This is a genomic window from Pantoea sp. EKM10T (assembly GCF_011800685.1).
In the GTDB taxonomy this organism is placed as follows: Bacteria; Pseudomonadota; Gammaproteobacteria; order Enterobacterales; family Enterobacteriaceae; genus Pantoea; species Pantoea agglomerans.
This window is the reverse complement of the sequence record NZ_JAALEU010000008.1, coordinates 118,749-133,017: the sequence shown is the minus strand read 5'-3', so window position 1 is coordinate 133,017 and position 14,269 is coordinate 118,749. Positions and strand designations below refer to the sequence as shown.

The window sequence follows — 14,269 nt, the reverse complement described above, 5'->3', positions numbered from 1 at the left end:
TGAAGCGTCGAAGCTGATTAATAAAGCAAGTGATGAAATATCGGCCTATAGTTCAGCTACCTATCCAAAACTGAAAGAAGATCTGATCCAGCAAAATCTGAATAATATCGCGAAGCAGGATCCCAGACTGGCGGCGGTTGTCAAAGGTGACAATGGGAAGCTGAACTATGGTGTTGGTACTGGCACTAAAGAGGAAGCTGATCGGCTGGGTAAAATTTGGGTGGGAGACGGAGCCAGACCAACAAGTGATGGCACAGGATTAGTCAGTGCTGATGGAACCAGAATTTATAGATCCCCTAAAGAAAAGCCAAATGCTCCGGATTCATTAAATCCAACGGTAACTCAGGCTAACTTTGAAAGTTATACAAAAAATATTGAAACAGGAAAAATGGATAAAACTGGTAACGGTCACTTGAATATTTAAGGGGAAAATAAATGAAAGCATCTCTGAGAAGTATTGGTTGTGATTGGCTTTATTTATCAAGTTATGAACCTGAAGAAGATGATTGTTTTCAATTTTTAGCCCATTTATGTATAGGGCCATCAGAAGAAAAAGGAATAAATCATTTTGAGGTTTATGTCTGTACCCCAGAATGGCTCTGCAAACACCACTGGCTACCAGAATTGATGCGCCATACGCTTCTGGTGCGTAAATACGATCTGGATGAGATCACCAAAACCATTACGGATTATATCGACCAGTGCGAAGGGAGAGACTGGATGGAGATAGCGCATAAACTCTCCCGCGTATTTGCCTGGGAATATGAAGATTATCAGCCTTAAACGTTAAATCCCGGCCAGTGAGACCGGGATTTTGCTTTTAATCCCTAAATCCTCCCCGCTTAACGCCGCTGCAACCGAATCACACCGGGTTCAGCGGTAATCTCCAGCTGTTCCGCCTCAGTGATATCAAAGCCGGTCAGCCAGTCGCCGCCGATAATCACCTCGCCGTTCTCCCTCACCCAGTCCGCCCATGAAGAATCGAGCCACGATCGCTACAGGCTATACAGAGTTCTTTCCACTCCGCTTCATCGGTGACGATAGCCACTGTCAGCGAGTTATCGTGGCGCGTCACCCGGAACGGCGTGTCGGTGTTAAATCCGAGAGCGGCCAGCTGGCCGCCCGTGATGTTCAACTCCGGGACTGGTCCTTGCATAAGGGCGATATTCATAAATCATCCTCCCTGACGGGCGCGATGCGGATAATCAGCTGACCCTGTTCGGCGATGATATTTACGGGCTGTCCTTTAATAAATCCCCACTGTTCCAGCCATCGTCCTTTGATGGTCAGTTGGGGTAATGGATTCGGTCTGCCACCGTTGGGGCGGTAACCAACGATGCTTTTGCGTGCTTGGGGTACAGCGGGTTCTGACGTAGAATCAGCTCTAGCCATAATTAACTCCAGTTCAGTTAGTTGTGGTCAGCGGGCTGTTGGTGTTCCACCACCTTCAGCTCGCGCTAAAAATCTCTCGTTACGTTCTTCCTTTTCTGTTTTCTCCTGTTCAAATATACACCGCCCGCTTTGTAAACTCGCTGAAAGCTTAGTAATAAACTGCGAGTCGTCTCTGAAAAACGGATTGTTTTTTCCGTTTACTATTTCGTTTACATCCTCTTCCCAATACCCTCTTCAGCATCTGCAACCGGCCATTTGTTCCTATGGGTGTGGCGATTTCCGGCATCGCATAAGAGTGAAATGATGATGACAGAGAAAAGGATGACAGGCATGATGACACCACAAATGACACCACGAGAGAGTCAGGCTATGAGCACTATCCACTTCAGAATTGATGACGACGTTAAACGACTGGCGATGCGGGCAGCAGAGCGCAAGAAGATGACGCTGACAGAGGTTATGCGTCAGCGAGCGGAAGAGCTGGCTGCTGAAGAGCGGCAATATCAGGATGGCCAACATGATGCATGGCTGGAAGAGCAGATAGTGACGGCATTCAGTCGTTATGATGCCGGTGATAGCGAGTTCATCAGTAACGATGAAATGAATGCCCGCATGGAAGAACTGAAAGCGCAGGCCGCGCGGGGAACGTTGTGATATCAGCCGTTCAATGGGAAAAACAGGCGCAGGCAGACAGGGAGACGATATTTCGTTATCTGTATCGTGAGGCTGGCCTGCTGGTAGCCAGTGCAACAGACGATAAGTTTACCCGTATGGCCAGTCTGCTTAGCGAAAACCCGCGGGCCGGAACAAAAGTCGGCACAGAAAAACAATATAAACTGGTGGTGCCACGCTTTCCGTTCATCATCGTCTATGTTGCCGAAACAGATGGCGTTCGCATCCTGCGGGTACTTCATACATCCCGGAAAATATCAGGCCGCTATCAAAGATAGTTAGCCTGTTCATCCAGCATCAGATTGTCAGGCATAAGGACGTCGTCAGACAGAACGGCACGCTTCAGAGCTGGATTAGACAATTAGCCCCAAAACCGAATCTCGTTAACCTTGTCACCTGCCAGCCACAGCACCCATCACGCCGCAGGCGGCGTCGTCCTTGCAAAGCTCTCGCGCTGAAACAGTGTTTCTGCCAGTTTCACCAGCGCGGGTCGTTCGACACACCAGTTCGGCACTACGCGACGGAAATTGAGATAGCCGATCATGCAACCAGTGGCGATATCCGCCAGATTGAGCTGGCCGTTGTTAAGCCATTTCCCCTCTGCCGCCTTCGCTTCCAGCATGTCGAGGCTGCGCTGAATCTTTTCACGATTGCGCAGCAGCACCTCTTCCGACTGCAAATCCCCCGGTCGCATCTGCTCGCGCACGATCACCAGCGCGGCATCGCTGACGCCATCCGCCAGCTTTTCCAGCTGACGGATGTTAAGCGATTCAAGCGGATCGGCAGGCAGCAGAGCAGGCTCCACGCCACGCAGTTCCAGAAACTCCGCAATGATGCTGGAATCGAACCAGATTTGCTTATCGTCAGCGACCAGCGCCGGAACTTTGCCCAGCGGATTGTAGTGCGGCACGTGGCTGTCATCGCTGTAAGGCGATGCGTTAACGAATTCAAAAGTAATGCCTTTTTCCAGCATGATAATCGAAATCTTACGCACAAACGGGCTGGTATAGCTGCCAATCAGTTTCATCGGGTTCTCCAGAGTCAGTGACTATTCGCCAGGAAACATAAAGGGATTGAGACTGCTGCGTGCGAAGCCTTCCTGCTCCATTCTGGCATCCAGTATCAGCGATGCCAGGTCATCTGCCACCGGTTCAATGGCCGGATCTTTCTCCTGATAGAGCATCTTCAGGTAAGTGCCGCAGTCGCCACAGCTCTCTGCTTTCACCGCCGCCCGTTCGCTGTCGATCGACCAGTAGTGCAGATCACGGGACTGTTCGCACTGGGTACATTTGCTGCGCACCACATGCCATTCACTTTCGCACAGATTACAGTGCAGATAGCGCGCGCCTTCATGACTGCCCATATGCACCACGCTGGCGACTGGCATACTGGCGCAGACCGGACAGAACTGACGCTGATCGCCCATCTCAGCGCGTGCTTTGCCTGGGATCAGGGCCGCCATCTGCGCCCAGTAGAGCGAAAGCGCCGCCCAGATAAAGGGTGCTTTGTCGCTGCTGACCAGCGCATACTCGCCGGTAAAGAGCGCGCTGGCCAGCGTTTCCAGCTCGGTGGCGGACGCCTTCTCCAGATTCTCCAGCACCGCCAGTGCCTGACCGCTCATCTCTGGTTTCAGCTCGGCAATCAGTGAATGCAGCAGTCGCTGCCAGTGGGGATCGCGCGGCAGGGTATGAATATTCAGCGGCGGCTTGCCCTCGCTGGCGCTCTGCGTCAGGCGGGCATGCAGGTCGATGTGCAGCGGATGGTCATACAGCACAATCTCCTGCGCTTCAGCGATCACCGCCGCAAAGCGCAGGTAGTCGCCGAGTGGGTTTTTCGCCGCCAGGTCACGCAGTCGCGCAGCACGACGGCTGTATAAATTTTTCAGCCGTGGAAAAAGTAACGGCGGAATCATCTCCGCCGTTGTCTTTTCGCCTTTCTCCAGCTGATCTTGCGGGATTATGCGAATACTCATCAGGGGCGTTTTTCCTGTTTTATTGGCGGATTACGCTGCTCACGATACCAGCGAGGATGGTGCTGCCTGGCCCATTCGGCGCTGACCCAGCCTTCCACCATCGCGGTCAGTGTGCCTTTGACCCACAACGCAGCATAAATGTGCACCATAATGACGATGATCAGCGTCACCGCTGACACCGAATGTACCACCAACGCCAGACGAATCAGCGGAATGGCGAAGGCATCGGCAAAGTAAGGTCGCCAGATCACGATGCCACTGGCAAGCAGCAACACTAAGCTGATAATAGCAGCCCAGAACACACACTTCTGACCAAAGTTATATTTACCGGTATCACCCACCTCTTCATTCAGCGCAATCCGGTGAATGTTTCTGGCCCAGTAAAGGTCATCGCGATTAATCAGGTTGTGTTTCCAGTAACGCAAAAACATCAGCATAAAAGCAACGAACATCACCACGCCGACAAAAGGATGCAGAATACGCGCCAGCTGTGGTGTGCCAAATATCTGCATCAGCCAGTTGAACGACGGAAAGAAAAACCCTAATCCGCTTAACGCGGCCATGACAAAGCAAATCGCGACAATCCAGTGATTGATGCGTTCGGGTGCGCGGTAACGCACCAGATGATCGGGCTTTTTCATTATTTGCGCTCCTCAGGGTGATCGTCGTTGTCGTCGTGCTCTTCAGTGACGCGATTCGGGCCAACGCCAACATAGTGAAAAATAGAGGCGGCGAACGTAGCGGCAAAACCCACCGCCGCCAGCGGTTTCCAGATCCCCTTCCAGAAGGTCACCGTCGGGCTGATGCCCGGGTTAGCAGGCAGCCCGTGATAGAGCTGAGGCTTGTCGGCATGATGCAGCACATACATCACGTGGGTGCCGCCCACGCCTTCCGGGTTGTAGAGGCCAGCCTGCGCAAACCCGCGCGACTTCAGCTCCGCCACGCGTTCCTCCGCCAGCGTCAGCATGTCGCTTTTGCTGCCGAAATGAATGGCGCCGGTCGGACAGGTCTTCACACAGGCAGGCTCCTGGCCGACGCTGACGCGATCCACGCACAGGGTGCATTTGTAGGCGCGGTTATCCTCTTTGTTGAGCCGCGGCACGTTGAACGGGCAACCCGCAATGCAGTAGCCGCAGCCGATACACTGCTCAGACTGGAAATCGACGATGCCGTTGGCGTACTGAATAATGGCACCTGCCGACGGACAGGCTTTCAGGCAGCCGGGATCGGCGCAGTGCATGCAGCCATCTTTGCGAATCAGCCAGGCCAGCTTGCCGTTCTCTTCAACTTCCGAGAAGCGCATCACCGTCCAGGATTTGGCGGTCAAATCGGTAGGGTTGTCATAGACCCCGATGTTATGACCGACTTCATCGCGGATGTCGTTCCATTCGGAGCAGGCGACCTGACAGCCTTTGCAGCCAATACAGGTGGTGACGTCAATGAGCTTCGCAACTTCACGCTGGTGATCGCGCGCCTGTGGCGGTGGGGTAAAGCCGTTGGTCGCTGAGCGACGGATAATATCTTGTGATTGATAAGCCATTGTCATCTACCGTTACGCTTTTTCCACTTTCACTAAAAATCCCTTGTACTCCGGGGTCTGCGAGTTGGCATCGCCAACCGACGGCGTCAGCGTATTGGCGAGGAAGCCTTTACGCGTGGTGCCTTCAAAGCCCCAGTGACAGGGAATACCCACGGTATCAACCGGCTTGCCGTCAATCATCAGACGCTGCAGACGACGTGTTACCACCGCTTTGGCTTTGATATAGCCACGGCGCGACGAGACTTTGACGCTGTCGCCGGCCTTGATGCCTTTCTCCTCTGCCAGTTCGGTGCCGATTTCAACAAACTGCTCCGGCTGCGCAATCGCGTTCAGCAGGGCATGTTTGGTCCAGTGCCGGAACAGTTCGGTGATGGAATAGGTGGTGGCGACGCAGGGATAGTCAGCGGCCTCGCCCAGTTGCGCGGCGTCGCTGCTGAACAGTCGGACGACCGGACTATGACGCTGCTGCGGATTCATAGGATTGTTGGCGAGCGGGCTTTCCATTGGTTCGTAATGTTCCGGGAAGGGGCCGTCGGCCATCTTATCGAGCGCAAACAGGTGGCCAAGACCATCGGGCTGCATGATAAACGGACCGGCCTGCTGTTGCGGCGACAGCGTTACCGGATAATCCGGCACGTCGATGCCGTGCCAGCGAGTGCCATCCCACTCAATCAGGCGGCGATTCGGATCCCAGGCCTTACCCTGCGCATCGGCGGAGGCGCGGTTGTAGAGAATGCGGCGGTTAGCCGGCCACGCCCAGGCCCAGCCGGAGACCGCGCCCAGCCCCGATGGGTCGGCGTTGTCGCGTCGTGCCATCTGGTTGCCTTCCGGCGTCCAGCTGCCGCTGTAGATCCAGCAGGCGCTGGCGGTGGTGCCGTCGTTACGCAGCTCTGAGAAGCCGTTGAGCTGCTGGCCTTTTTTCAGCAACAGCTTGCCGCTGGCGTCGTAAATGTCGGCCAGCGCCTGACCGTTGTTCTCCTGCGCCACCTCTTCCGGCTCAGGATTCGACGGATCGCGGTAGTCCCAGCGCATTGCCATCAGCGGTTCAGGGTTTGCTCCGCCTTCCAGGCGATAGAGCGCGCGCAGACGCATGAACAGATTGCCGAGGATTTTACCGTCGTGCAGCGCTTCAGCGGGCGGCTCCGCGGCCGCCCAGTGCCACTGTAGCCAGCGCGACGAGTTGGCCACCGATCCCGACTCTTCAGCGAAGCAGGAAGAGGGCAGACGGAACACTTCGGTCTGGATTTTCGACGGATCGACATCGTTGAACTCGTCGTGATGCTGCCAGAAGCTGGCGGTTTCGGTGCGAAGCGGATCGATCACCACCATATATTTGAGGCGGGACAGTGCCCGGACCGCTTTATTTTTGTCCGGGAAGGCGGCCAGCAGATTGAAGCCCTGAATCAGGCAACCATTGAGCGCGCCCTGTTCCATCATCTCCGCCTGCGCCATGCAGTCGTAGCTCTTATCCCACTTCGGCAGCCAGTCGTAGCCCCACTGGTTTTCCGCTGTGGCCTTATCGCCGTAGAAACTCTTCATCAGGCTGACGAAAAATTTGTCGGTGTTCTGCCAGTAGTTGACCTGATCCGGCAGTGCCGCAACCGGCGTGGCCTGCTGCAGGTAGGTTGCCAGCGTGGTCATCTTTTCGGAAGGGAGTGGCAGATAGCCCGGCAGACTCTGCGCCAGCAGGCCGAGATCGGTATAACCCTGCACGTTGGAGTGGCCGCGCAGCGCGTTAATACCGCCGCCTGGCATCCCGATATTACCCAGCAGCAGCTGAATCATCGCCGCCGTGCGGATAATCTGCGAACCGTTGGTGTGGTGAGTCCAGCCCAGCGCATAGAGAATAGTCGCGGTGCGATTCGGCACACAGGTGGAGGCCAGCTGCCTGCACACCGCAATAAAGGATTCCTGCGAGGTCCCGCACAGGCGCGTCACCATTTTCGGGGTGTAACGGCTGGCATGGGTTTTCAGCAGGTTCAGCACGCAACGCGGGTGAGTGAAGCTCTCATCGCGTTTCGCATGGCCGTTTTCATCCAGCTCATAGTGCCAGCTCTGACGATCGTACTGACGGGTTTCAGCATCGTAACCGCTGAACAACCCGTCGCTGAAGCTGAAACCTTCGCTGACAATCAGTGCGGCATTGGTGAAGGCGCGAACATACTCCTGCTGAATCTGATTGTGTTGCAGCAGATAGTTGATCACTCCCATCAGGAAAACCACATCGCTGCCGGCACGCAGTGGCGCGTAGAGATCGGCGACCGCCGCAGAGCGGTTAAAGCGTGGATCGACCACGATGACCTGCGCATTGTTATGAGTTTTGGCTTCAATCACCCATTTAAAGCCAACCGGATGCGCCTCGGCGGGGTTGCCGCCCATGATCATCACCACATTGGCGTTTTTGATGTCGTTCCAGTTATTGGTCATTGCACCACGACCAAAGCTGGGGGCCAGCGCGGCCACGGTCGGGCCGTGACACAGGCGCGCCTGATTTTCCAGCGCCAGAATACCCAGCGAGCGGGCAAATTTCTGATCGAGCAGGCCGGTTTCATTACTGGCGGCGGAAGAGCAGAGCATGGCGGTAGTCGGCCAGCGGTTTACCGTGACGCCAGCGGCATTGGTGGCCTGGAAATTGGCATCGCGATCCTGCTTCATCAGGCGGGCTATGCGGTCAAATGCCTCATCCCAGCTGATGCGCTGCCATTTATCCGAGCCTGGCGCGCGGTATTCCGGGTATTTCAGGCGCTGTTCACTGTGAATAAAGTCGAGCACGCCCGCGCCTTTGGGGCAGAGCGATCCACGACTGACCGGATGGTCAGGATCGCCTTCAATATGGTAAATCGAGGCGCGGGCATTTTTAGCGCCATCACCCAGGCTGTAAATCAGCATGCCGCAGCCGACTGAGCAGTAGGTGCAGTTATTACGCGTCTCTCTGGCGCGAATGAGTTTGAACTCTCTGACGCTGGCTAAGGCTGTGGTGGGGGCAAAACCGAGTAACGCCGCGCTGGTGCCCGCCAACCCGCCAGCACAGATTTTGAAAAAACTCCGTCTGTTAATTTGCATTTTATCGTTCTTCTTTATTGGCTCCATTGCGAAGCCTTGCAAAATAGCAGCCCTATCTGCCTGTAAGTTGACCAGGGTCAACAGGTTAGTCATTAGTAATTCTTTTTCTAAATTTTGTTAAAAATCCTCGGCAACGGATCCCCGGCGCAAGCAGATTTCCCGTAGCGGCAGATAATTACTGTTGTTTTATGCTTACCGATGTTAAAGCCTGAAAGATACCCATTCTCATTCTGCCCGCCAGCAGGCGTGGCTGCGCCTTTCCCGGTGAGAAAACCGCATGAATTGCCCCGCTGTTTATTTGCGCCACATCGGGCCAGAAGGCAAAATTAGTCTGCGTCTGATCGCTGTTATGCAGCCGCACTGACTGTCGCATTTCATTATTTATTAACAACAGGTCGTACTTTTTGAAAGCTATCCAGCCTGACTCAGGCGAAGATTTAACAATTCAGGCCGGCGTCAGCAGAACGCAGGTATGGCAGCGTGCCGATTTGACCGCAGCAGAGTCTGACTGGCTGGCGGACGAGGTGCCGGTGGCGCTGGTTTACAACGGCATCTCTCACGTGGTGATGATGACCACGCCCAAAGATCTGGAGGCGTTTGCGCTGGGTTTTTCGCTGTCAGAGGGCATTATCGACGCGCCAGGCGACATTTTCGGCATGGACATCGTGCCGGGCTGTCACGGCATTGAGGTTCAGATTGAGCTTTCCAGCCGCCGTTTTATGGCGCTGAAAGAGCAGCGTCGTGCGCTGGCAGGCCGTACCGGCTGCGGCGTGTGTGGCGTTGAACAGCTGGACCAGATTGGCAAGCCGCTCTCTCCGCTGCCGTTTACCCAGACCTTTGCGCTGGATCAGCTGGATCGGGCGCTGGGCCAGCTGAAAGCGTATCAGCCGGTCGGACAGAAAACCGGCTGCACCCATGCTGCCGCGTGGATCCAGCCCGATGGTCAGCTGGCCGGTGGCTGCGAAGATGTGGGTCGCCATGTGGCACTGGATAAGCTGCTGGGCTATCGCAGCCAGGCTGAGTGGGGGCCAGGCGCGGTGCTGGTCTCCAGCCGTGCCAGCTATGAGATGGTGCAGAAGTCCGCCATGTGCGGGGTTGAGATCCTGTTCGCAGTCTCGGCAGCAACCCGCCTGGCGGTTGAGGTGGCTGAGCGCTGCAATCTGACGCTGGTCGGGTTCAGTAAACCTGGACGCGCCACGGTTTACAGCCATCCTCAGCGACTGCGTTAAACCACCATCACCTCTGGCAGCGTCTGCTGCAACGCCTCAAGGGCGGCACTGTTGTCGCCGCCACTATCCGTAATCAGCAGGTTGATCGCCGGTGACGGCGCGTAAACCGTGCGGCTGACTACGCCCAGTTTAGTGTGATCGGCCAGCAGATAGCAGGAAGTGGATTGCTGCACCATCGCCCTGGCGATGGCCGCTTCGTGCGGATGAAAACTGCTGGCACCACAACCCGCCTCAATGCCGACCGGTGACAGCAGCGCTACATCGGCGCGATAGCGGATAATCTCACTCACGGTAATTTCGCCGCGCGTCTGTTGCGCACCCGCCGACATCATCCCGCCCAGCAAAATGATCTGATTATTCAGCGGCTGATCTTCTTCTCCGGCGCTCAGCGCCAGCGCGGCCTGCAGGCTGTTGGTCACAATCGTCAGGCCGGAAAGGGCGTGCAACTCCTCTGCCAGCAGCGTGGTGGTGCTGCCCGCATCCAGGAACAGCGTCTGTCCGGGCTGCAGCAACTGCGCAGCGGCGCGGGCGATGGCGCGCTTCTCCCGGGTCTGGGTACTGCGGCGTTCCGTCAGCGGCGGTTCAGCCCGCGTTTCAATCGCCACCAGCCCGCCGTGAACGCGGCGCGCCAGACCCAGCGCTTCCAGCTCAATGATATCGCGGCGCGCGGTTTCGCGTGAGACCCCCAGCTCCCTGATAATGCGCTCGGTACTCACCTGGTTAAGCCGGGTCAGTAAGGCACGGATGCGATGAAGGCGCGTTTCCTGCAGCATAGAGGTTTCCTTTTAAAGCGCGAAGATCACGGATGATACGCCAGTGAAGCGAAAGATTCCGTCTGAATCAGGGAGCAAGCTTAGCGTGGCGATCTGCCCGCGTCATTTGTATTTTATTGCATTTGTGTATTTGGTTGCATTTTAGATTCAGGCAGGCATGATAAAGGCGTCAGCTCTTCCTCCTTCATCCTTGTAACGGGAGTCATTATGGCCACGCGTTCCACCATTATGGATACCAACAGTTTCCGCGCCGAACATGCCGATGCACTCGACAGCGAGACGCGCAAACTCACCGATAAACGCAGCAAAGTGCTTGGCGAATCTTATCGCCTGTTCTATCGCAAACCGGTGCATCTGGTGCGGGGTGAAGGGCAATATTTGTGGGATGCGGCGGGCGATAAATATCTCGACGTCTACAACAACGTGGCGAGCATCGGGCACTGTCATCCGGCCGTGACTGAGGCGGTGACGCAGCAGATGAAAATGCTGAACACCCACACCCGTTACCTGCATGAAAATATTCTGGACTACAGCGAAGCGCTGCTGGCGACCACGCCCCCGGCGATCGATCGCGCGATGTATATGTGCACCGGATCGGAAGCTAACGACCTGGCGATTCGCGTGGCGCGCGCCTTTAGCGGCGGCAGCGGGATTATTGTCAGTAAAGAGGCCTATCACGGCACCAGTGAACTGACATCCGGCGCTTCTCCGGCGCTGGGCAGTGGACAGCCGCTGGCGCCCACCACGCGGCTGGTGATGCCACCGGATGCGTATCGTGTGGACGCGCCTGACCTGGGCGACTGGTTCGCTGACCAGATTCAGCAGCAGATTGATGATATGGCGGCGCACGGCATTAAATTTGCCGGTTTCCTGGCGGACTCAATCTTCTCCTCAGACGGCGTGTTGCCCGATCCGCGCGGCTTCCTGAAAAAAGCGGTCGAGGTGGTGCATGCCAACGGCGGCATCTTTATTGCCGATGAAGTGCAGCCTGGTTTTGGCCGTACCGGCGACGCATTCTGGGGCTTTGGCCGCCACGATGTGGTGCCTGACATCATTACCACCGGCAAGCCAATGGGCAACGGCATTCCGGTTTCCGGCCTGCTGGCAAAAAGTGAAGTGCTGGCCGCCTTCAGCGACTCAATTCCCTACTTCAATACCTTTGGTGGTAACCCGGTCGCGATGGCGGCGGCGCAGGCGGTACTGAAAGTGATCACCGAAGAGGGGTTACAGGAACACAGCCGCGTGGTCGGCGCGAAGCTGCTGGCGGAGCTGCGAACCCTGATGGATCGCTATGAGTGCGTGGGGGATGTGCGCGGTGCCGGACTGTTTATCGGTTTTGAGCTGGTCACCGATCGTCACAGCAAAACGCCGGACAAAACGCTGGCGCTGGATTTAATCGAGAAGCTGCGTGAACATCGCGTGCTGACCTCGGTCGCCGGCCCGTATGGGAATGTGCTGAAACTGCGTCCGCCACTGGCGTTCCAGGAAGGGGATATCGACTGGCTGGTCGGCGCGCTCGACAGCGGGCTGCGCGAACTGGGCAGGTAACGCGCAGGGCAGGGCAGATGCGGCGTTCGGGCGGGATGAGTGCCTGCTGGTGGTGCTGGCAGAGTGCTTCGCTCTCCCTGTCTGATAAGGCTGAAAAGGCGGAGTCAGCAGCAGCATGCTGTAAAAACAACGGGTTGCTTTTGCCAGATTTCTCAAATCCTTATGGTTAATAGGGCATTGATTACCCTTTTACGCTACATGAATTTAACTATAATGATTCGACTGCTTACGCGGCACGTCCCGAATTCGTCGTGCTGCTCAAACTAAATGGAGAGGAAGAACATGAGTTATTCACTGCCATCCCTGCCTTACGCATACGACGCACTGGAACCGCATTTCGACAAGCAGACGATGGAAATCCATCACACCAAACATCACCAGACCTACGTGAACAACGCTAACGCGGCGCTGGAAGGCACTGAATTTGCCAATCTGCCGGTAGAAGAGCTGATCACCAAACTGGATCAGCTGCCAGCAGACAAAAAAGGCCCACTGCGTAATAACGCAGGCGGCCACGCTAACCACAGCCTGTTCTGGAAAGGCCTGAAAACCGGCACCACGCTGCAGGGCGACCTGAAAGCGGCTATCGAGAAAGATTTCGGTAGCGTGGAAAAATTCCAGGAAGAGTTCGAGAAAGCGGCTGCGACCCGTTTCGGCTCAGGCTGGGCGTGGCTGGTTAAAAAAGGCGACAAACTGGCTGTGGTATCTACCGCAAACCAGGACAACCCGCTGATGGGTGAAGCGGTTGCTGGCGTTTCTGGCTTCCCAATCATCGGTCTGGACGTGTGGGAACACGCCTACTACCTGAAGTATCAGAACAAACGTCCTGATTACATCAAAGCATTCTGGAACGTGGTCAACTGGGACGAAGCAGCAGCCCGCTTCGCAGCTGCCCAGTAAGTTAACCCAGTGTTAACGTGATAACGATAAACCGGTGGAATTTATTCCGCCGGTTTTTTTATCTTTAAATTCTGTTGTCCCAGATTAAACCAAAAATAAACGGATCTCGCTTTTTAACCGCCGCGCTTTTAACCTTCTGCCACATTAACACGCCGTTGATACTCGTTGTCTTATGCTCAGTGACATTCCTGCTCACTGTGTGTCGATGACTATGTCAATTATAACTACTCACGAAACCACGACCGATTCTTCTGCATCGCTTTTTTTTCAGTTAATTAGCGGAAAATTCGTTCCGAATAAACTCTGGATAAGTAAACGTTTCCGGCTGAAATTTGTGTTAAGAACCTTAATATCACCGCTGACTACGCTGCGTTATCTGGATGAGCTGTCGCATTTACCGCAACTCCCTCTGTTGATGAGTACTCAGGGATTGCTGCCAGCCAAGCTGCACCGGCCCTATCTGCGCTCAGGGTTGAGCATTGCTGCGCGCGCGCAGGCGATACTTGATCATTACAGTCTGATGAATAATCTGGAAAACCCTGCGCTGCGTCAGCTGCTGCAAAGCGCCACGGATAATCCGCTGGCTACGCTGACCGGTAAAAATGGCGAATCCTTTTTACTTTCCTGCAGTTCCGGTTATTTCGATCGGGAAGGGGAAGTGACGCTGGTATTACGCTATAACGACGAAATTATTGCTTCACTTTCATTTTCAATTCTCAATGAAAATAACCAGCGCACATTATTAATTGGCGGATTACAGGGTCCGCGAAAACATATCAATAATGAGGTGATCCGCGAGGCGACCAAAGCGGCGCAGGGTCTCTTTCCGAAACGCCTGTTAATGGAATCGGTATTTATTGTGGCGAAGCAGTGCGGCGTGGAGAATATTCTGGCGGTAGGCGATGAGACTCATGTCTTCCGCAGCCTGCGCTATCGCCACAGCAAAGGGGATAAGTTCTTTGCCAGCTACAGTGAATTCTGGCTGTCGCTGAGTGGCGAGGCGCGCAGGGATGGGATGTTTATCCTGCCGCTGAGTCTGCCGCGCAAAACGCTGGAGGAGATTGCCAGTAAGAAGCGGGCTGAATATCGTCGCCGCTATGAACTGCTGGATGCGCTGGCGGAGCAGGTCTATGCCGCCGCCGGCGAACGCAAAGCCGATGTCGATCAGGCTGCTGCCTGA

At 55.3% G+C, this 14,269-nt stretch carries 16 protein-coding genes; 8 read left to right on the top strand and 8 right to left on the bottom strand.

What is annotated here, in order from left to right; all coding sequences use genetic code 11:
- Both HFD95_RS16265 and HFD95_RS16260 read left to right on the top strand, forming a co-directional pair.
- Positions 1 to 424, top strand: a 424-nt coding sequence (locus tag HFD95_RS16265; protein WP_243208639.1) for a filamentous hemagglutinin, incomplete at its 5' end; no start/stop codon positions are given.
- Between the two features lie 11 nt (positions 425 to 435).
- On the top strand, positions 436 to 783 hold the full coding sequence (locus tag HFD95_RS16260; RefSeq protein WP_167430499.1) for an immunity 8 family protein: 348 nt from the start codon (positions 436 to 438) through the stop codon (positions 781 to 783).
- 175 nt (positions 784 to 958) lie between these two features.
- Here HFD95_RS16260 and HFD95_RS22315 read toward each other — a convergent pair whose 3' ends face one another.
- Positions 959 to 1,156, bottom strand: a complete 198-nt coding sequence (locus HFD95_RS22315; protein WP_307515679.1) for a hypothetical protein — start codon at positions 1,154 to 1,156, stop codon at positions 959 to 961.
- Positions 1,157 to 1,167: 11 nt separating this feature from the next.
- Positions 1,168 to 1,392 (bottom strand): SymE family type I addiction module toxin, encoded by a 225-nt coding sequence (locus HFD95_RS16250; protein WP_033767623.1) that lies wholly within the window; start codon positions 1,390 to 1,392, stop codon positions 1,168 to 1,170.
- Positions 1,393 to 1,761: 369 nt separating this feature from the next.
- Here HFD95_RS16250 and HFD95_RS16245 point away from each other — a divergent pair, with 369 nt between their 5' ends.
- Positions 1,762 to 2,046: a hypothetical protein gene (locus HFD95_RS16245; RefSeq protein ID WP_060681423.1), complete on the top strand. Its 285-nt coding sequence runs from the start codon at positions 1,762 to 1,764 to the stop codon at positions 2,044 to 2,046.
- Positions 2,043 to 2,342 (top strand): type II toxin-antitoxin system RelE/ParE family toxin, encoded by a 300-nt coding sequence (locus tag HFD95_RS16240; RefSeq protein WP_010257487.1) that lies wholly within the window; start codon positions 2,043 to 2,045, stop codon positions 2,340 to 2,342. Before HFD95_RS16245 ends, HFD95_RS16240 begins: the two co-directional genes overlap by 4 nt.
- A 137-nt stretch (positions 2,343 to 2,479) precedes the next feature.
- Here the strand turns inward: HFD95_RS16240 and HFD95_RS16235 are convergent, their stop codons facing one another.
- Genes HFD95_RS16235 through fdnG form a run of 5 tightly spaced genes read right to left on the bottom strand, consistent with a single transcriptional unit; the run spans position 2,480 to position 8,639 of the window.
- Positions 2,480 to 3,091 (bottom strand): glutathione S-transferase, encoded by a 612-nt coding sequence (locus HFD95_RS16235; protein WP_010257484.1) that lies wholly within the window; start codon positions 3,089 to 3,091, stop codon positions 2,480 to 2,482.
- Between the two features lie 21 nt (positions 3,092 to 3,112).
- A complete protein-coding gene (gene fdhE / locus HFD95_RS16230) occupies positions 3,113 to 4,036 on the bottom strand; it encodes a formate dehydrogenase accessory protein FdhE (RefSeq protein ID WP_010257482.1) in 924 nt (307 codons plus the stop codon).
- The gene (fdoI, locus tag HFD95_RS16225; protein ID WP_167430498.1) at positions 4,036 to 4,677 is read right to left on the bottom strand and encodes a formate dehydrogenase cytochrome b556 subunit; all 642 of its coding nucleotides are present in this window, start codon (positions 4,675 to 4,677) and stop codon (positions 4,036 to 4,038) included. The genes fdhE and fdoI overlap by 1 nt, the downstream gene beginning before the upstream one ends.
- A complete protein-coding gene (fdxH, locus tag HFD95_RS16220) occupies positions 4,677 to 5,576 on the bottom strand; it encodes a formate dehydrogenase subunit beta (RefSeq protein ID WP_010257476.1) in 900 nt (299 codons plus the stop codon). Before fdxH ends, fdoI begins: the two co-directional genes overlap by 1 nt.
- A 12-nt stretch (positions 5,577 to 5,588) precedes the next feature.
- Complete coding sequence (gene fdnG / locus HFD95_RS16215) at positions 5,589 to 8,639, bottom strand: formate dehydrogenase-N subunit alpha (RefSeq protein WP_167430497.1); 3,051 nt, start codon at positions 8,637 to 8,639, stop codon at positions 5,589 to 5,591.
- A gap of 404 nt (positions 8,640 to 9,043) precedes the next feature.
- Here fdnG and fdhD point away from each other — a divergent pair, with 404 nt between their 5' ends.
- On the top strand, positions 9,044 to 9,868 hold the full coding sequence (fdhD, locus tag HFD95_RS16210; protein ID WP_010257467.1) for a formate dehydrogenase accessory sulfurtransferase FdhD: 825 nt from the start codon (positions 9,044 to 9,046) through the stop codon (positions 9,866 to 9,868).
- Here fdhD and HFD95_RS16205 read toward each other — a convergent pair.
- Positions 9,865 to 10,641 carry a DeoR/GlpR family DNA-binding transcription regulator gene (locus tag HFD95_RS16205; protein WP_167430496.1) on the bottom strand — a complete coding sequence of 259 codons (777 nt, stop codon included), beginning with the start codon at positions 10,639 to 10,641 and terminating at the stop codon, positions 9,865 to 9,867. The two genes, fdhD and HFD95_RS16205, sit on opposite strands and share 4 nt — an antisense overlap.
- Before the next feature lie 207 nt (positions 10,642 to 10,848).
- On the opposite strand from HFD95_RS16205, the gene HFD95_RS16200 reads away from it, so the two are divergent.
- From HFD95_RS16200 to HFD95_RS16190, 3 genes are all read left to right on the top strand, one after another.
- Positions 10,849 to 12,189, top strand: a complete 1,341-nt coding sequence (locus HFD95_RS16200; protein WP_033759400.1) for an aspartate aminotransferase family protein — start codon at positions 10,849 to 10,851, stop codon at positions 12,187 to 12,189.
- Between the two features lie 282 nt (positions 12,190 to 12,471).
- On the top strand, positions 12,472 to 13,089 hold the full coding sequence (sodA, locus tag HFD95_RS16195) for a superoxide dismutase [Mn] (protein ID WP_008926407.1): 618 nt from the start codon (positions 12,472 to 12,474) through the stop codon (positions 13,087 to 13,089).
- A 211-nt stretch (positions 13,090 to 13,300) separates the two neighbouring features.
- Positions 13,301 to 14,269 (top strand): VirK/YbjX family protein, encoded by a 969-nt coding sequence (locus HFD95_RS16190; protein WP_158132113.1) that lies wholly within the window; start codon positions 13,301 to 13,303, stop codon positions 14,267 to 14,269.